Annotated in this window: 14 protein-coding genes; 4 read left to right on the forward strand and 10 right to left on the reverse strand. The window is 72.2% G+C overall.

Annotated elements, in window-relative coordinates:
* Nucleotides 1-112: 112 nt before the first annotated feature.
* From ACFVQ3_RS18065 to ACFVQ3_RS18075, 3 genes are read right to left on the reverse strand one after another with little or no spacing between them, the layout of a single operon-like run.
* Nucleotides 113-694 (reverse strand): DUF6580 family putative transport protein, encoded by a 582-nt coding sequence (locus tag ACFVQ3_RS18065; RefSeq protein WP_387642036.1) that lies wholly within the window; start codon nucleotides 692-694, stop codon nucleotides 113-115.
* A complete protein-coding gene (locus tag ACFVQ3_RS18070; protein ID WP_387642038.1) occupies nucleotides 667-1128 on the reverse strand; it encodes a DUF4430 domain-containing protein in 462 nt (153 codons plus the stop codon). Before ACFVQ3_RS18070 ends, ACFVQ3_RS18065 begins: the two co-directional genes overlap by 28 nt.
* Nucleotides 1129-1186: 58 nt before the next feature.
* A complete protein-coding gene (locus ACFVQ3_RS18075; RefSeq protein ID WP_387642040.1) occupies nucleotides 1187-3313 on the reverse strand; it encodes a type IIA DNA topoisomerase subunit B in 2127 nt (708 codons plus the stop codon).
* A 166-nt stretch (nucleotides 3314-3479) separates the two neighbouring features.
* Between ACFVQ3_RS18075 and ACFVQ3_RS18080 the strand changes: the two genes are divergently transcribed.
* A complete protein-coding gene (locus ACFVQ3_RS18080) occupies nucleotides 3480-3686 on the forward strand; it encodes a hypothetical protein (RefSeq protein ID WP_030152534.1) in 207 nt (68 codons plus the stop codon).
* Nucleotides 3687-4013: 327 nt separating this feature from the next.
* Here the strand turns inward: ACFVQ3_RS18080 and ACFVQ3_RS18085 are convergent, their stop codons facing one another.
* From ACFVQ3_RS18085 to ACFVQ3_RS18095, 3 genes are all read right to left on the reverse strand, one after another.
* Entirely contained in the window at nucleotides 4014-5576 is a 1563-nt protein-coding gene (locus ACFVQ3_RS18085; protein ID WP_387642042.1) for an RNA polymerase sigma factor, read from the reverse strand.
* Nucleotides 5577-5936: 360 nt separating this feature from the next.
* Nucleotides 5937-6332 carry a universal stress protein gene (locus tag ACFVQ3_RS18090; protein ID WP_387642045.1) on the reverse strand — a complete coding sequence of 132 codons (396 nt, stop codon included), beginning with the start codon at nucleotides 6330-6332 and terminating at the stop codon, nucleotides 5937-5939.
* Between the two features lie 117 nt (nucleotides 6333-6449).
* Nucleotides 6450-7655: a DUF4192 family protein gene (locus ACFVQ3_RS18095; RefSeq protein ID WP_387642047.1), complete on the reverse strand. Its 1206-nt coding sequence runs from the start codon at nucleotides 7653-7655 to the stop codon at nucleotides 6450-6452.
* A 109-nt stretch (nucleotides 7656-7764) separates the two neighbouring features.
* Between ACFVQ3_RS18095 and ACFVQ3_RS18100 the strand changes: the two genes are divergently transcribed.
* On the forward strand, nucleotides 7765-8349 hold the full coding sequence (locus ACFVQ3_RS18100; RefSeq protein ID WP_387642050.1) for a hypothetical protein: 585 nt from the start codon (nucleotides 7765-7767) through the stop codon (nucleotides 8347-8349).
* A gap of 14 nt (nucleotides 8350-8363) precedes the next feature.
* The gene (locus ACFVQ3_RS18105) at nucleotides 8364-9488 is read left to right on the forward strand and encodes a polyprenyl synthetase family protein (protein WP_387642052.1); all 1125 of its coding nucleotides are present in this window, start codon (nucleotides 8364-8366) and stop codon (nucleotides 9486-9488) included.
* Nucleotides 9489-9554: 66 nt separating this feature from the next.
* Here the strand turns inward: ACFVQ3_RS18105 and ACFVQ3_RS18110 are convergent, their stop codons facing one another.
* Entirely contained in the window at nucleotides 9555-9974 is a 420-nt protein-coding gene (locus ACFVQ3_RS18110; RefSeq protein ID WP_387642054.1) for an Rv2175c family DNA-binding protein, read from the reverse strand.
* A 194-nt stretch (nucleotides 9975-10168) separates the two neighbouring features.
* Here ACFVQ3_RS18110 and ACFVQ3_RS18115 point away from each other — a divergent pair, with 194 nt between their 5' ends.
* Nucleotides 10169-12319: a PASTA domain-containing protein gene (locus ACFVQ3_RS18115; protein WP_387642056.1), complete on the forward strand. Its 2151-nt coding sequence runs from the start codon at nucleotides 10169-10171 to the stop codon at nucleotides 12317-12319.
* A 166-nt stretch (nucleotides 12320-12485) separates the two neighbouring features.
* Here ACFVQ3_RS18115 and ACFVQ3_RS18120 read toward each other — a convergent pair whose 3' ends face one another.
* The 3 genes from ACFVQ3_RS18120 to ACFVQ3_RS18130 all read right to left on the reverse strand — a co-directional run bounded on the left by ACFVQ3_RS18120 (nucleotide 12486) and on the right by ACFVQ3_RS18130 (nucleotide 15964).
* Nucleotides 12486-13838 carry a class II 3-deoxy-7-phosphoheptulonate synthase gene (locus ACFVQ3_RS18120; protein ID WP_387642058.1) on the reverse strand — a complete coding sequence of 451 codons (1353 nt, stop codon included), beginning with the start codon at nucleotides 13836-13838 and terminating at the stop codon, nucleotides 12486-12488.
* A gap of 7 nt (nucleotides 13839-13845) precedes the next feature.
* The gene (locus ACFVQ3_RS18125; protein ID WP_387642061.1) at nucleotides 13846-15084 is read right to left on the reverse strand and encodes a pyrophosphate--fructose-6-phosphate 1-phosphotransferase; all 1239 of its coding nucleotides are present in this window, start codon (nucleotides 15082-15084) and stop codon (nucleotides 13846-13848) included.
* Between the two features lie 88 nt (nucleotides 15085-15172).
* Nucleotides 15173-15964 (reverse strand): lysophospholipid acyltransferase family protein, encoded by a 792-nt coding sequence (locus ACFVQ3_RS18130; RefSeq protein ID WP_387642063.1) that lies wholly within the window; start codon nucleotides 15962-15964, stop codon nucleotides 15173-15175.
* Nucleotides 15965-15967: the final 3 nt, after the last annotated feature.

The following is a 15967-nucleotide window of genomic DNA, read 5'->3' on the forward strand; positions in this document are numbered from 1 at the left end:
GGTTTTTTTTTTATACCACTCTTTGTCCCCCGGGTGGGGGGGTTTCACCCCTCCGGGAGGTCTACCTCGCGCACACGGGTCTACCTCGGCAAACGTGAGCAGAGGCAGGGAATCACGCCGCCTGCGGGACCGCCACGAGTCCTCGCGAACGCTCGAGCCGCTCGACGAGCAGCGTCCCGGCCGCCACGACCGGCAGCAGCACGAGGTTCCCGATCAGCATGGTGCGCAGGAACGGCAGACCGGCGACGTAGCTCGCCACGAGCCCGTCGACCCCGGCCGGGTACCAGACTCCGCGCCCCTGGAACCAGACGCCGAAGTTGGTCCAGAGGAAGAACCACAGCGACCCGCCCACGCCGAGCCCGGCGGCAGCGCCCACGCGGCCCCACCCCGACGTGCTGCGCGTCAGCAGCGCGGCGAGCCCGACGACGAGCCACGCGCTCCAGGTGAACAGCGCGATCGACGTGTTCCCCAGCACCAGGTCGGACACGACGGCGACGAGCAGCGGGGCCAGGAACGCCAGGCGGTGCTGCACGAGCACGGCGGCCGCGAACGCCGCGGACGTCACGAGCTCGAGGTTGGGCGGGGCGCCGATCTCCTCGCGCACGAGGCGGAACACCACGGCGAGCGCCACGACCGCGACCACGATCGCGGGGCGCCACCAACGCGTCAGGAGGTGAACTTCTCGAGCTTCCACGTGATCTCGTCTCCTGCCTCGGTCACGAGCGACCCGGCACCGACCTGGGCCATCTCACCGTTGACGTACAGCGCCCAGAACTCGCCGGCCGGGTCTGCGGCGACACCGCCGATGCCGGTCACGAACGCCATCTCGCCCTCACCCTGGACGGTCGCGCTCGGGTCGGCCGCGACGAGCAGCTCGAGCGCGGTCTTGCCGGCGACGCCCTCGTAGGAGAGCTCGGCGTCGTCGGCCGAGTCGTCCGCGGAGTCGGTCGCGTCGTCCGAGGAGCCGGACGCGTCGTCGTCTGCAGCGACCGACGACGACGCCGAGGTGTCGTCCGCCGGTGCGTCGTCGCCCGCGCCGCAACCAGCCAGGAGGCCGACGGCGAGCAGGAGCGACGTGAGGGCGGTCAGCGAGCGTGCCGAGGTGGCACGGAGAGTCTGGGGGTTCACACCGTGAAGTCTACGAACGCGCCCGCCGCCCGGCACCGAGTGCCCAGCAGACGGGACGTCACGCGTCGATCCGCGCCCTGTCCAGGCCCGCGGCCCCCGCGATGATGAAGTCCTTGCGCGGCGCGACGTCCGAGCCCATGAGGAGCTCGAACACGCGCTCGGCGGCCTCGGCGTGCTCGGCGGTGACACGGCGCAGCGTGCGGTGGCGCGGGTCCATGGTCGTCTCCGCGAGCTGGTCGGCGTCCATCTCCCCGAGACCCTTGTAGCGCTGGATGTCCTCCTTGTAGCGCTTGCCCGACCTGTCGAGCTTCTTGAGGACGTCGCGGAGCTCGGCCTCGGAGTACGTGTAGACGTACTCGTTCTTGCGCGAGCCCGCGCCGATGACCTCGACGCGGTGCAGCGGCGGCACGGCCGCGTAGACCCGGCCCGCGTCCACGAGGGGGCGCATGTACCGGAAGAAGAGCGTGAGCAGGAGCGTGCGGATGTGCGCACCGTCGACGTCGGCGTCGGTCATGAGCACGACCTTGCCGTAACGCGCACCCTCGAGGTCGAACGAGCGCCCTGAGCCCGCGCCGATGACCTGGATGATCGCGGCGCACTCGGCGTTGCGGAGCATGTCCGTGACCGAGGCCTTCTGGACGTTGAGGATCTTCCCGCGGATGGGCAGGAGTGCCTGGAAGTCGGAGCTGCGGGCGAGCTTCGCGGTGCCGAGCGCCGAGTCGCCCTCGACGATGAAGAGCTCGCTGCGCTCGACGTCGTCGCTGCGGCAGTCCGCGAGCTTGGACGGCAGCGAGGAGGTCTCGAGCGCGTTCTTTCGGCGCGAGATCTCCTTCTGCTTGCGGGCGGTGATGCGGGCGCGCATCTCGGCGACGACCTTGTCGAGGAGCAGGGAGGCCTGCGTCTTCTCGTCGCGCTTGGTCGAGGTGAGCATGGCACCGAGCTGCTGCTCGACGACGCGGGCCACGATCGCGCGCACGGGCGCCGTGCCGAGCACCTCCTTGGTCTGGCCCTCGAACTGCGGCTCGGCCAGCCGCACCGTCAGCACCGCCGTCAGGCCCGCGAGGACGTCGTCCTTCTCGATGCGCTCCGACGCGTCCTTGGTCGACACCTTGAGGCGGCGGGCGTTGGTCTCGACACCCTTGCGCAGGATCTTGAGCAGCCCTGCCTCGAAGCCCGCGAGGTGCGAGCCTCCCTTGGGCGTCGAGATGATGTTGACGAAGGTCCGCAGCTCGGTGTCGTAGCCGGTGCCCCAGCGAAGCGCCACGTCGACCTCGCAGTCGCGCGTGACCTCCTGCGGGGTCAGGTGACCGCGCTCGTCGAGGACGGGCACGGTCTCCTTGAACGCGCCGGACCCCGTCAGGTGCCACGTCGCGGTGACGGCCGGGTCCGGGGCGAGGAAGTCGACGAAGTCGATCGTGCCGCCCGAGTGCTGGAAGCTCTCCTCGACGGGTCCGTCGGCGCCCGGTGTGCCCGGCAGGCCGCGCTCGTCGCGCAGCGTGATCTTGAGGCCCGGGACGAGGAACGTCGTCTGGCGCGCACGCGTCACGAGCTCGTCGTAGGAGAACACCGCGGTCTTGGGGAAGACCTGGCGGTCCGCCCAGTAGCGCACGCGGGTCCCGGTCTTCCCACGGGGCGCCTTGCCGACCACGGCCAGCTCGGAGCGCTCGACGAACGGCGTGAACGCCGCGTCAGGGTCGGGTCCGGTCTTGGGGTCCGCGAAGACGCCGGGCTCGCCGCGGTGGAACGTCATGCGGTAGGTCTTGGAGCCGCGGTCGACCTCGACGTCGAGGCGAGACGACAGCGCGTTGACGACAGACGCTCCCACGCCGTGCAGACCGCCGGACGCCGTGTACGAGCCGCCGCCGAACTTGCCGCCCGCGTGCAGCTTGGTGAAGACGACCTCGACACCGCTGAGGCCCGTCTTGGGCTCGATGTCCACGGGGATGCCGCGCCCGTCGTCCTTGACGGTCACCGAGGTGTCGGCGTGCAGCACGACCTCGATCGCGCCGCAGTTGCCCGCGAGGGCCTCGTCGACCGAGTTGTCGATGATCTCCCACAGGCAGTGCATGAGTCCGCGCGAGTCGGTCGACCCGATGTACATGCCGGGTCGCTTGCGGACGGCCTCCAGGCCTTCGAGGACGGAGAGGTGCCGCGCGGTGTAGCTGGACTCAGAAGTGGTCGTCACGAAGGGAAAGCCTAGACGCTGCCACCCACAGGACCGGTCAGCCTGGCCGCACCGGCACGGACCTCCACACGATCCCGACGTATTCCCGGAACCGTGCGGCTACGCGGGTAGCGAACCCGGGCCTTTTCGGTACGAGGAAAGCGCCCCGAGATGATTACATGGTCACGTGACTGCTACGACGACTCCATCGCTGACCGTGGCCGACCGTTGCGACCGCTGCGGCGCTCAGGCCTACGTGCGCGTGACCATGCCCAGTGGGGAGCTGCTCTTCTGCGCCCACCACGCACGCGCGCACGCCGCTGCTTTCGCAGACATCGCCACGCACGTCCAGGACGAGACCGACCGCCTGCTCGCAGAGCACGGCGCCCGCTGACGAGACCCGGCGTGCACTCGTAGCGCGCCGCACTCCTGAACCCCGACCGGTGCACGTCACCGGCCGGGGTTCTTTCGTCCCCGGCCATGCCGGGGGCGAGACTGCCCGCGGGACCGGTGCGCCGCCGTCGGGCACGCGAGGCTGCGTCCCGCCCGACGGCGCCGCATCCCACCGCGCGCCCGTCACCCCCGCCCGACGGCGCCGCGCCCCTCCGCGCGCCCGAGTCACCCCGCGTGTCAGGCCACCACGGCGCGTCGCCGGCCGGGAGACGACAGAGGCCCGCACCCCGTCGGGGTGCGGGCCTCTGGCCGTGGCAGAGCGGGCCGGTCAGTCCAGGTAGTCGCGCAGGACCTGCGAGCGGCTCGGGTGACGCAGCTTCGACATGGTCTTGGACTCGATCTGACGGATGCGCTCACGCGTCACGCCGTAGACCTTGCCGATCTCGTCGAGAGTCTTGGGCTGCCCGTCGCTCAGGCCGAAGCGCATCGAGACCACGCCCGCCTCACGCTCGGAGAGCGTGTCGAGGACCTGGTGCAGCTGCTCCTGGAGGAGCGTGAAGCTCACGGCGTCGGCGGGGACGACGGCCTCGGAGTCCTCGATGAGGTCACCGAACTCGCTGTCGCCGTCCTCGCCGAGCGGCGTGTGCAGCGAGATGGGCTCGCGGCCGTACTTCTGGACCTCGACGACCTTCTCAGGGGTCATGTCGAGCTCCTTGGCGAGCTCCTCCGGGGTGGGCTCGCGGCCCAGGTCCTGGAGCATCTGGCGCTGCACGCGGGCCAGCTTGTTGATGACCTCGACCATGTGCACCGGGATACGGATGGTGCGGGCCTGGTCGGCCATGGCGCGCGTGATGGCCTGACGGATCCACCACGTCGCGTACGTCGAGAACTTGTAGCCCTTGGTGTAGTCGAACTTCTCGACCGCACGGATCAGACCGAGGTTGCCCTCCTGGATCAGGTCCAGGAACAGCATGCCGCGGCCCGTGTAGCGCTTGGCGAGCGAGACGACCAGACGCAGGTTGGCCTCGAGCAGGTGGTTCTTCGCCCGGCGCCCGTCCGAGGAGATCCACTCAAGCTCACGGCGCAGCTTCGGCTCGAACGTGTCACCCGACCCCAGGCGCTCCTCGGCGAACAGGCCGGCCTCGATGCGCTTGGCGAGCTCGACCTCCTGCTCGGCGTTCAGCAGCGCGACCTTGCCGATCTGCTTGAGGTAGTCCTTGACCGGGTCCGCGGTGGCGCCCGCGGTCACGACCTGCTGGGCCGGGGCGTCGTCGTCGTCCGCGTCGGAGTACACGAAGCCGCGCGACTCGTCGGGCTCCTCGCCCGGCTTGGCCGCGGGAGCTGCCGTCTCGGTCTCCTCGTCGGCCTCGACCAGGTCCTCGACCACGACCTCGTCGGTGTCCTCGTCGTCCTTGGCGCCGCGCTTCTTGCGCGTGGCGGCGGCCTTGGGGGCGGCGGTCTTGGTGGTCGCGGCGCGCTTGCGGGTCGCGGGAGCCTTCGCGGCGGGTGCGGCGTCCTCGGCGGAAGCCGCCTCGGGGGCGTCGACCGTCTCGGTGGCCGCCGCGGTGCGCGTCGTCGTGACGGCGCTCGCCCGCGGGGTCGTCGCCTTCTTGGTCGCGGGCTTCACGGCGCGCGACGTCGTCGTGGAACGCGACGAGGTGGCCGCGGCGACCTTCGTCGCGACGGGGATCTCGACCTCGACACCGGCACCGGCCAGCGCGCGGAGCACGGCCTTCAGTCGCTTGGGGTCGCCGATCGTCGCGCTCTCGCAGGCGTTGCGGAAGCTCTCGGCGTCGACCCGACCGTTCTCACTCCCCTTGCGCAGGAGCTCCTGCAGGGCGGGGTGTTCGAACTCGTGCGGGAGAGCGGGGTTCTGTGAAGAGGGCGCCACAAACCGACCTTTCGGCAATCACTGGAGGGGCGTGCCCGGGAGATCGGAGGACTCTCGGATCATGAGCGGACACCTATATTGTACCGGCCGATCCGTCAACGGTCGCCGGGGAAGAAGTTCCGACACGGGTGAGTCGCCGCCTACGGGCCTGCGCACGTCCACTCCGCTGGATGTCGTCCCCTGGTCAACGCCTCGCCCGCTCCGAAGATTCCCTCCTCCAGGGGGACGCGTCACACCGCGCGACTCCCCCGGCCGACCTCGGTACGCACCGGGGCAGACCGGGGCACGCCGACCGGTCCGCCTCTGACGGTCCTGCCTCGGCCGGCCGGCTCCTGCTGTTCCCGTCTCGGCCGGCCAACCTCAGGACCGGTCGGGCTTGACCGCGAGGACGGGGCAGGGGGCGTCGAGCAGGATGCGCTGGGCGTTCGAGCCGAGGATGAGCTTGCCGACGGGGCTGCGCCGACGCAGGCCGATCACGATGAGCTCGGCCTGATGCGTCTCGGCGGTGCCGACGAGGTCCTCGGCGACCTCGCCCGTGCCCGCGACGACCCGGTGCTCCAGGCCCGCGGCGTCGAGAGGGGCGATGATCCGGGCGATGTCCTCGTCACGCTCGCCGGCCTGCTCGGGGGTCGTGTGGCCACCCTTGTCGCTCACGACCACCAGGAGCTCGCCCCGACGGGCGATCGCCTCGTCGACCGCGGTCGCGAGCGCCTCGCGCCCCTCGGGGGTGGACAGGTAACCGACAACGACTGTCATGGGGATTCCTCCGTCATGCCTGGGCATGCCTGCTGGCGCGCGTGGAGCGGGTGGCGCTCGGGTCGCGATCCGGGACCACCCCGGCACGTGCGACGGTACCGGAACGGCCCCCGATCCTCACGTCGCCCGCGACGTCCGCCCCTGCTGCCGAGCCCATCCCGGTGCGAGCCCGGCGTCGAGCGCCCGCTCCAGGAGGAGCGCCAGCCGGTAGGCCGGGTCCGCGTCGAGCGCTGCCGCGAGCCTGTCGGTCGCGAGCACGCCGTCACCGTCCCACCACGCGAGGAGCGCCAGGAGCGTCAGGGCGGGCGCCTGCCTCCCGCGCCGACCGGCCCCCGCGACGGCCTCGAGGACCTCACGGGCGCACCGTGCCCGCAGGGGGTCCGGCGGCAGGCCCGCGACGGGGTCGACGACGGCAGCGAGCGCCGTCGCGGTCCCCGTCCCGACCTGGTCGGCCGCATCGGCCGCATCGGCCGCATCGGCCGCGGCGGTGAGCGTGGCGAGCTCGTCGTTGCCGGCGACGAACGACAGCAGCACCGCGTCCCGTACGGGAACGCTCTCGAGCGCGGCCTCGAGGCGCCCCAGGACGGTGGCCGGAACCGCGGCAGGGAGCCGGTCACGGACGCCCTCCTCGAGGCTGCGGTGCGCCTGCTCGACCACCCCGGTCGCGGCACGCCACGCGGCGAGCCCTTCCTGCCGCCACGCCGCGAGCCCCTCGTCGTCGTGCGTGGCGAGAGCGGCGTCACGCCGGGCCCGCCAGCGGTTCGCGGCCCGGGACGCCTTGCGGCGGAGCACGGCGTCGAGCACCGGTATCGACGTGGCCTGCGCCCGGCTCGGTGCGACGGTTGCCCCGGCGAGGACCATGTGCGCGCCGACCTCGGTCGCCTCGAGGTCCGCGAGCGGGCGCCCTCCGGGAGGGCAGCACGTCTCGTCCTGGCAGTCGGCTCCGTGGTACCCGGTCGACGTGACGACCCAGACCTCGGGCTCGCCGAGGTAGCCCTCGGCGGCCTCGGTCCAGTGCTCGACGGCGGCGCGCTCGCGAGCGGCGGGCGCTGCGCCCGCGCGCAGGTCGACGTCGGCGTAGAGCACGAGGACCGCGCGGGCGGCGCCGTCGGCGGAGAGATGGGCGACGAGCGTCCGGGCCACCTGGGGTCCGTGCTCGAGGTCGGCGAGGTCGTCGAGGTCGACCCGCGCGACGAGCCCGACCCGCCCGCGGGAGGTGCGCAGGCTGACCAGGACGCCGCTGTCCTGCGGGCGGTAGCCGAGGCGGAAGGGGATGTAGGCGAGGAGCTCTCGTGGCCCGCGGGCCCGGATCGTCGTTGTCATGCGGTCATCTCAGCGTCGTCGCGGCGCGCGCGAACCGGGACGACGATCCTGTGGACGGCGAGATGGACTGTGGTCGGGCTCCGTGCCGCGCACTGACTACGGTGTGGGGGTGCGTCGCTCTTCACCTTCTCCCGAGACAGCGTCCGGTCACCGTGGTCCGGGCGCGGTCCTCGTCGCCTCGGTCTGCCTCCTCGCCGGCGTGCTCGCGGGCTGCACGGCCCCCGTCGACCGGTCGCCAGGCCCCGGGGCCGAGGCAGAGGTGCCGTCGTCGGACGGGGACGACCTTCCTGTGGACGGGACTCCCGGTCCCGAGGCGTCCATGCCGGCGTTCGACGACTCCTCGGTCGCGGGGTCCCTCGTCGCGGGCTTTCCTGCCGACGTCGTCCCCGTCCCGCCGGACGCGGACGTCCTGGCGAGCTCGGCGACCGACGTCGAGGGTGTGCCGCTGCGCCAGGTGACGCTGAACCTCTCGTCCCCCGCGACCGTCCAGGAGGTCCTGGACTTCTACACCGCGTCGATGACGTCCGCGGGGTTCGCCGCACTGCCAGGGAGCGTCCCCGGTGGCCTCAGCGGGCAGGTGGCCTTCAACCGGGCCACTGCCGACGGGGCGACCGAGACGCTGTCCGTCGGGGTCCTCGACACGGCCGACGCACGGCTCGTCACGATCAGCGGCCAGGTCGTCCCGCCCGCGTGACCTAGGCTGCCCTCATGCCTGCCGACGCCTCCGCGCCCGCTCCCTCCCTCCCGGTCGACCGCGAGAACCTCCGTCCCGACGTCGACGCCGCCCTCCGGGTCTTCCTCGACTCCCAACGGGCCCAGCTCGCGTCCATCAGCGACGAGGCCGCGCCGCTGGCCGAGGCGACCGCCGCCCTCCTCACGGGGGGCAAGCGTCTGCGGGCAGCGTTCTGCTACTGGTCCTGGCGTGCCCACGGCGGTCAGGTCGACGACGGCCGACGGGTCGCGGCCGTCCGCACCGGCGCGGCGCTCGAGCTGTTCCAGGCAGCGGCCCTGTTCCACGACGACGTCATGGACAACTCGGACACGCGCCGCGGCGCTCCGGCGGCCCACCGGGCGTTCGCGAGCCGCCACAGCGAGGCCGGGTGGTCGGGCAGCGACGTGCAGTACGGCTCGTCGAGCGCGATCCTGCTCGGCGACCTGTGCCTCATCGCGAGCCAGGCCGAGATCCGCGGGGCACTCGTGGGCCTCCCCGAGGACGTCGCGCTGCGCACCCGCACGCTGTTCGACGACATGCAGACCGAGGTGACCGTCGGCCAGTACCTCGACGTGCTGGCCCAGGCGGTGCCGTGGGGCACGGACCTCGACGCCGACGAGGCCCGGGCCCGCGCCGTCGTCCGCTCGAAGTCCGCCCGGTACAGCGTCGAGCACCCTCTCGCGCTCGGTGCTGCTCTCGCCGGGGCCCCGGCGGACGCTCTCGCGGCGGTCTCCTCGTACGGGCTGCCGCTCGGCGAGGCGTTCCAGCTCCGGGACGACATGCTGGGGGTCTACGGCGACCCGTCCGTCACGGGCAAGCCTGCGGGCGACGACCTGCGCGAGGGCAAGCGCACCGTCCTCGTCTCACGGGCCCTGCGCACAGCGACCCCGACACAGAGCGCCTTCCTCCTGGAGTCCCTCGGGAACCCCGACCTGGACCAGGACGCGGTCGAGGAGCTTCGGGGCCTGCTGGTCGAGACGGGGGCCGTGGCCGCGGTCGAGCAGCTCATCGCGGACCTCACGGACGAGGCCTTCGCCGCGCTCGACGCGGCGGACCTGGCGTCGCCCGGCACGGAGATGGTCGCGGAGCTTGCGCGCGCCGCGGTCCAGCGCTCGGCCTGACGGGCGCGGCGCCCCGGTCGGGGCCGCGCCCGTCAGCGCGGCGACCGCGTCAGCGCGGCGACCGCGTCAGAGCAGGGCCTGCGCGACGCGCCGCACCTCTGCCTTGCGCCCGGCACGCAGGGCGTCCATGGGCGTGGTCCCGAGCGCCTCGTCGGGCGAGAAGAGCCACTCGAGGATCTCGACGTCCGAGTACCCGAAGTCGGTGAGCAGGGCGATCGTGCCCTGGAGCGACATGAGGACCACCTGACGGCCCTCGTCGGGGTTCTCGGGGGCGGGCTTGGCGTTGGCCGGGTTGGCCAGGTGCGCCGGGACCACGAACGCCGCGGGGATCTGGAACGAGGAGCGCTCGCCGCGCTTGACGCCGACCACACGCCTGTCCTGCGCGATCTTGCGGGCCTGGGTCATGTCGGTGCCGAGCACCTCGGCGAGGTCGGGAAGGGTCAGCCACTCGGTCACGAGCGGCTCGAGGTCAGTCACGTCAGTCACGGGTCAAGCGTACGTGGCGCGCGGGCTCGCGCCCGCCGGGGCCTGGTCGGCGTCCAGGCTCGCGCCCACCGGGTGCGTCCTCGGCGTACGGGATCGCGCCCACCAGGGGCCCGTCACGATCCGTCCGCACGACCCGCACGTGGTCCGGGCACGGCCTCACCGGTTCCACGCCCCGGGGCGCCTAGACTTCCGACGTGGCAACTGTGACGTCTGATCCGTTCGTTGGCCGCCTGGTCGACGGGCGATACCACGTCGTGTCCAGGATCGCCCGGGGCGGCATGGCGACCGTGTACCTCGCGGTCGACCGGCGCCTCGACCGCGAGGTGGCACTCAAGGTCATGCACCCGCACCTCGCGGAGGGCACGGACGGCGGCGAGTTCGTCGCGCGCTTCCGGCGCGAGGCGCGCGCCGCGGCGCGCCTGGCCCATCCCGGCGTGGTCGCCGTGTTCGACCAGGGGGTCGACGGCGAGACCAGCTACCTGACCATGGAGTACGTGCCGGGCACGAACCTCCGCCACGTCCTGCAGGACGAGGGGTCACTCAGCGTGGGACGGACGCTCGACCTGCTCGAGGAGATCCTGGACGCGCTCGCCGCGGCCCACCGCAAGGGCCTGGTCCACCGCGACGTCAAGCCGGAGAACGTGCTCCTCGACGAGTCGGGGCGGGTCAAGGTCGCGGACTTCGGCCTCGCCCGTGCGGTCAGCGAGGGCGCGTCGACCGCGACGAGCACCATCCTCGGCACCGTGGCGTACCTCGGGCCCGAGCTCATCACGTCGGGTCGCTGCGACGCGCGCACGGACGTGTACTCCGTGGGAGTGCTCGCGTACGAGATGCTCACGGGGCGCCACCCCTTCACGGGCGAGACGCCCCTGCAGGTCGCCTTCCAGCACGTCAACTCCGACGTCCCGGCTCCGTCCGACGTCGAGCCGTGGATTCCTGCCGAGGTCGACGTCCTCGTGTGCGCGCTGGCTGCACGCTCGCCCGAGGACCGGCCGGTCGACGCGTCGGCGGCCCTCGCGCTGGTCCGCCAGACCCGCCAGGCGCTCGACCCCGCCGCGCTCGAGCAGCGCTCGTCACGCGCAGCCGGTGCCACGGCGGTGCCGGGCTCGGAGCGCGCGCCGAGCGCCGGCTCGCCCGACACCGCGGTGCTCGGCGTCGCGACCGCCGCCCTGGCGGGAGCACTCGCCCGTCCTGGCGACACACCGTCGGGTACCTCGGCGGTACCTGCCGCCGTCCCGTCGACGGCCCCGGACTCGACTCCCACGACGGTCCTGCCCGGAATGTGGGCGGCTCCCGACGAGGGCGCCTCGCACCCCTCCGGAGGCGCGGGCGCGCAGCACACCCTGGCGCTCGACCGCGCCGCGGTCGCCGCGCAGGTCGCCGCGCCCGGCTCCCCGTCCGACGACGGTCCCGACGACGAGGTGCTCCGGCACGCGCGACGTCGCCGCCGCGCCTGGTGGTGGGGGCTGGCGGTCGTCGTGCTGCTCGCAGGTGCCGTCACCGGCGCGTCCTGGTGGTTCCTCAGCGGCCCGGGCGCCTACACGATCGTGCCCGGAGGCCTGGTCGGTGCCCCGCAGGCCGGGGCCGAGCAGACTCTCGCCGCGGTCGACCTGCGCAGCGACGTGACCGAGGCCTACGACGACACGTTCGCCGCAGGGACGGTCATCTCGACCGATCCCGGCGCGGGCGAGAAGGTCCGCAAGGACGGCGAGGTGCACCTCCTGGTCTCGCTCGGCGTGAAGATGGTCGAGGTCCCGACCGGCCTGGTGGGCAAGCCCGTGGCGGAGGCCACCGAGGCGCTCAAGGACGCCGGCTTCGCGGTCGGGGACCCCGTCGAGGCCTACAGCGACACCGTTCCCGCCGGGATCGTGGTCAGCGTCTCCGAGGCCGAGGGGACCTCGGTGCCGCACTCGACGGTCCCCGTGCTGACGGTCTCGCAGGGCCCCGCCCCCGTGACGGTCCCGCAGGTCGTGGGTCTCGGGAAGGACGCCGCCCTCACGGCACTCACGGACCTGGGCCTGGACCCGAGCTCGACCGACGACTACTCCGAGACCGTCGCCGCGGGCCTCGTCATCAGCCAGACACCCGAGAACGGCACCGAGGGGCACCGCGGCGACAAGGTCGCGCTCGTCGTCTCTCTCGGCCCCCCGCTCGTCGAGATCCCGAACACCTACGGCCGCAACGTCACCGAGGCCGAGAAGATGCTCAAGGACGCGGGGTTCGTGGTCGAGATCCGGCACCCTCAGGGGATCAGCCCCCTCAACATCGTCTACGCGCAGGACCCGGCCGGGGGTTCGGGCAAGACCGCGCCCAAGGGGTCGACGATCGTCATCAACGTCTTCTGACCCGTCTCGCGAGGTGGAGGGCCCGCGTCGAGGTGGAGGGCCCGCCCCTCTCCCTCGACGGGTTCGCTCGACCTCGCGCACGGCACCACGACGCAGCCCGACGGCGGCGCACCCGCAGGTGCGCCGCCGTCGGGCTGCGTGGGGTCGTCCCGCGGAGGGGGACCGTTCAGCGGGCCTGGAGCATCTCCGCGACCTGGAACGCCATCTCGAGCGACTGCTGGTGGTTCAGGCGCGGGTCCACGAGGGTCTCGTAGCGCAGGGCGAGGCCCGCGTCGTCGATCTCCTCGCTGCCGCCCAGCACCTCGGTCACGTCGTCGCCCGTGAGCTCGACGTGCAGGCCACCGGGCACCGTGCCCAGGGCGCGGTGGACCTCGAAGAAGCCACGGACCTCGTCCAGGACGTCCTCGAGCCGGCGCGTCTTGTAGCCGCTGTCGGACGTGATGGTGTTGCCGTGCATGGGGTCGGTGACCCAGGTGACGGGCGCACCGGACTCGCGCGCGGCCTCCACGAGCGCGGGCAGCGCGTCACGGATCTTGCCCGCACCCATGCGCGTGATGAACGTCAGGCGACCGGGGGCCGCGTCCGGGTTGAGCTTGTCGATGAGGCGCAGCGCGTCGTCGGGGGCCGTGGTCGGGCCGAGCTTGACCCCGATCGGGTTGGCCACGCGCGACAGGAAGTCGACGTGAGCGCCGTCGAGCTGGCGGGTGCGCTCCCCGATCCACAGGAAGTGGCCCGAGGTGTCGTAGGCGTCGCCCGAGCGCGAGTCGATGCGTGTGAGCGACCGCTCGTAGTCGAGGATGAGCGCCTCGTGGCTCACGAAGAACTCCACGGTGCGCAGCGCGTCGAAGTCGACCCCGCAGGCCTTCATGAAGCGGATCGCGCGGTCGATCTCCGCGGCCGTGCTCTCGTAGCGCGCGTAGGCCGGGTTGCGCATGAAGCCGCGGTTCCACTCGTGCACCTGGCGCAGGTCAGCGAACCCGCCGCCCGTGAACGCCCGGACCACGTTGAGCGTGGCCGACGAGATCCGGTAGGCCTGCATCAGGCGCTCGGGGTCGGGGACCCGGTCCTCGGGCGTGAACGCGTGCCCGTTGACCATGTCGCCGCGGTACGCGGGCAGCGTGACACCCTCGCGCGTCTCGTCGTTCGAGCTGCGCGGCTTGGCGTACTGCCCCGCGAGCCGGCCCATCTTCACGACGGGCATGCTCGCGCCGTGCGTGAGGATCACGGCCATCTGCAGGATGGTGCGGACCTTGTTGCGGATGCGCAGGGCGTTCGCGTCCGCGAACGTCTCGGCGCAGTCGCCGCCCTGCAGGAGGAAGGCCTCGCCCCGGCCCGCGGCGGCGAGCCGCGAGCGCAGGGTGTCGGCCTCGGTGGGGACCACGAGCGGCGCGGAGGCCGCGAGCCGCGCGGACACGTCCGCGAGGGCTGCGGCGTCGGGCCACGTGGGTTGCTGCTGCGCGACGAGGGAACGGAACGCGTCCAGTCCCTGGTTGATCTCCGCGCCGGTCGTGGTCGCCATCAGCGGATCAGTGCTCCGCGGGGGCAGCCGGCACGAGGGGCTGGCCGATCTCGCCCAGCAGCTCGCCGAACCACTGCTGCGAGACGTCGAACGCCTTGCCGCCGGCGATGCGCGGGAACTCGATCGCGCGCAGGCGGTCGCCGTTCTCCTCGTCGTGACCGATCACGCCCGACTCGCCCTTGAACGCGCAGTCGACGGCGAGGTCCGTCATCGACTTGATGAGGCGCAGGTCCTCGGCGTTCGCGGCGGCCGCGCGCGAGTAGTAGCCCGACTTCTGGACCATGGTCTTCTCGGCGCCCAGCTTCTCCGCGAACTGCTTGGCGAACCAGGCACCCGGGTTGATGGTGTCGAGCTTGACGTGACCGAACGGGTCGCGCTCGACCGTCTCGCCCGACGCCTCGAGCTGCGCCACGATCTCGTTCATGCCGGCGCCCTCGGACAGGAAGATGTTGACGTTGCCGACCTCGTCCATGACGGTGCGCAGGCGCGCGGCCTCGGCCTCGATGTCGAGAGCGAGCTCGGGGACGAAGACGGCGTGGATGTCCCACCGCTCCTTGGTCAGGCCGATGCCCGGAACCCACTCCTGCGTGTCGAGCCACTTGCGGTACTCGGCGGCCGAGGCGGCGGTCAGCCACCCGCAGTGACGGCCCATGACCTCGTGCACGATCAGCATGCGCGGGCCCGAGCGGTGCTCGCCGATGATGTTGCGCGCGAACCCGGCGGCCTCCTCGGCCGCGGTCCACGCACCGAGCGACTGGCGGATCGGGATCACGTCGTTGTCGATCGTCTTGGGCAGGCCCACGACCGTGAGCTCGTAGTCGTTCTCGTGGAGGTAGGCCGCGAGGTCTGCCGCCGTGGTGTTCGTGTCGTCGCCACCGATGGTGTGCAGGACGTCGACGCCGTCGGCCTTGAGCTGCTCGGCCGCGACCTGCAGCGGGTCCTGGCCCTCCTGGACGAGGCCGCGCTTGACGCAGTCCTTCGCGTTGGTGAGCTTGACACGCGAGTTGCCGATCGGCGAGCCACCGAAGCGGTGCAGGACGCCCGCCTTCTTGCGGGTCTCCTCGTCGACGACGATCTTGGTGCCGGTCAGCAGGCCGTGGTAGCCGTGCTGGTAGGCGATGATCTCGACCTCGGGGGCGAGCTCGGTGTAGCGCTCGATCAGGCCACCCACCGCGGAGGACAGGCACGGGGCGAAACCACCGGCCGTCAGGAGTGCGACGCGACGGACCTGCCGACGATCAGACATAGCAAAGGAGCCTCTCGTTGAAGGATGCCGCCGTGCCTGCGTCGAGGGACGCCGGGGATCACCCGGGGCAGCGGGACGGCCTGCTCCCTCAGTCTACTGACGGCGCGGGCTCCTCCTGCGGCGGTTCCGGAACCTGGACGTCCGGGACCGGCCTGCCGCCGGGTGCTGCGGGCGAGGCCGGAGGTGTGGTAGCGGCGGGGCCGGCCGCGAGGCGCGCCTTGGCCGTCGCGGCGTAGATGTCGACGTACTCCTGGCCCGACAGGCTCATGATCGCGTACATGATCTCGTCCGCGACCGAGCGCAGGATGAAGCGGTCGTTCTCCATGCCCTTGTAGCGGCTGAAGTCGAGCGGCTCGCCGATCACGATCCCGATGCGCATGGGCTTGGGGATGACCTTGCCGATGGGCTGGGCGATGTTGGTGCCGATCATCGCGACGGGGACCACGGGCGCCCCGGACTCGAGCGCGAGCCGCGCGACGCCCGTCTTGCCCCGGTACAGGCGCCCGTCGGGGCTCCGGGTCCCCTCGGGGTAGATCCCGAACAGCTCGCCGTCGCCGAGGACCCTCAGGCCCGTGGTGAGCGCCGCCTCGCTGGCCTTCCCGCCTGCGCGGTCCACCGGGATGGTCCCCACGCCGCGCATGAAGCCGGCCGTCAGGCGCCCTTTGATCCCCTTGCCCGTGAAGTAGTCGGACTTGCCGAGGAACTGCACCTTGCGGTTCAGCACGAGAGGGAGGATGAACGAGTCGATGACCGCGAGGTGGTTGCTCGCGAGGATCGCGCCGCCCTCGTTGGGCACGTTCTCGACACCGCGCGTCCACGGACGGTAGAGCAGCCGGAGCAGGGGGCCGACCATCACCTGCTTCATGAACCAGTAGAACAACGT

The sequence above is a fragment of the Oerskovia sp. NPDC057915 genome, from assembly GCF_042887685.1.
Lineage (GTDB): Bacteria > Actinomycetota > Actinomycetes > Actinomycetales > Cellulomonadaceae > Oerskovia.

Excerpts from the sequence above, each read along its gene's own strand:
- ACFVQ3_RS18090 (WP_387642045.1), bottom strand. The coding sequence starts at position 6,332 with ATGACAGTCGTTGTCGGTTACCTGTCCACCCCCGAGGGGCGCGAGGCG.
- ACFVQ3_RS18095 (WP_387642047.1), bottom strand. The coding sequence starts at position 7,655 with ATGACAACGACGATCCGGGCCCGCGGGCCACGAGAGCTCCTCGCCTAC.
- ACFVQ3_RS18105 (WP_387642052.1), top strand. The coding sequence starts at position 8,364 with ATGCCTGCCGACGCCTCCGCGCCCGCTCCCTCCCTCCCGGTCGACCGC.
- ACFVQ3_RS18120 (WP_387642058.1), bottom strand. The coding sequence starts at position 13,838 with ATGGCGACCACGACCGGCGCGGAGATCAACCAGGGACTGGACGCGTTC.
- ACFVQ3_RS18125 (WP_387642061.1), bottom strand. The coding sequence starts at position 15,084 with ATGTCTGATCGTCGGCAGGTCCGTCGCGTCGCACTCCTGACGGCCGGT.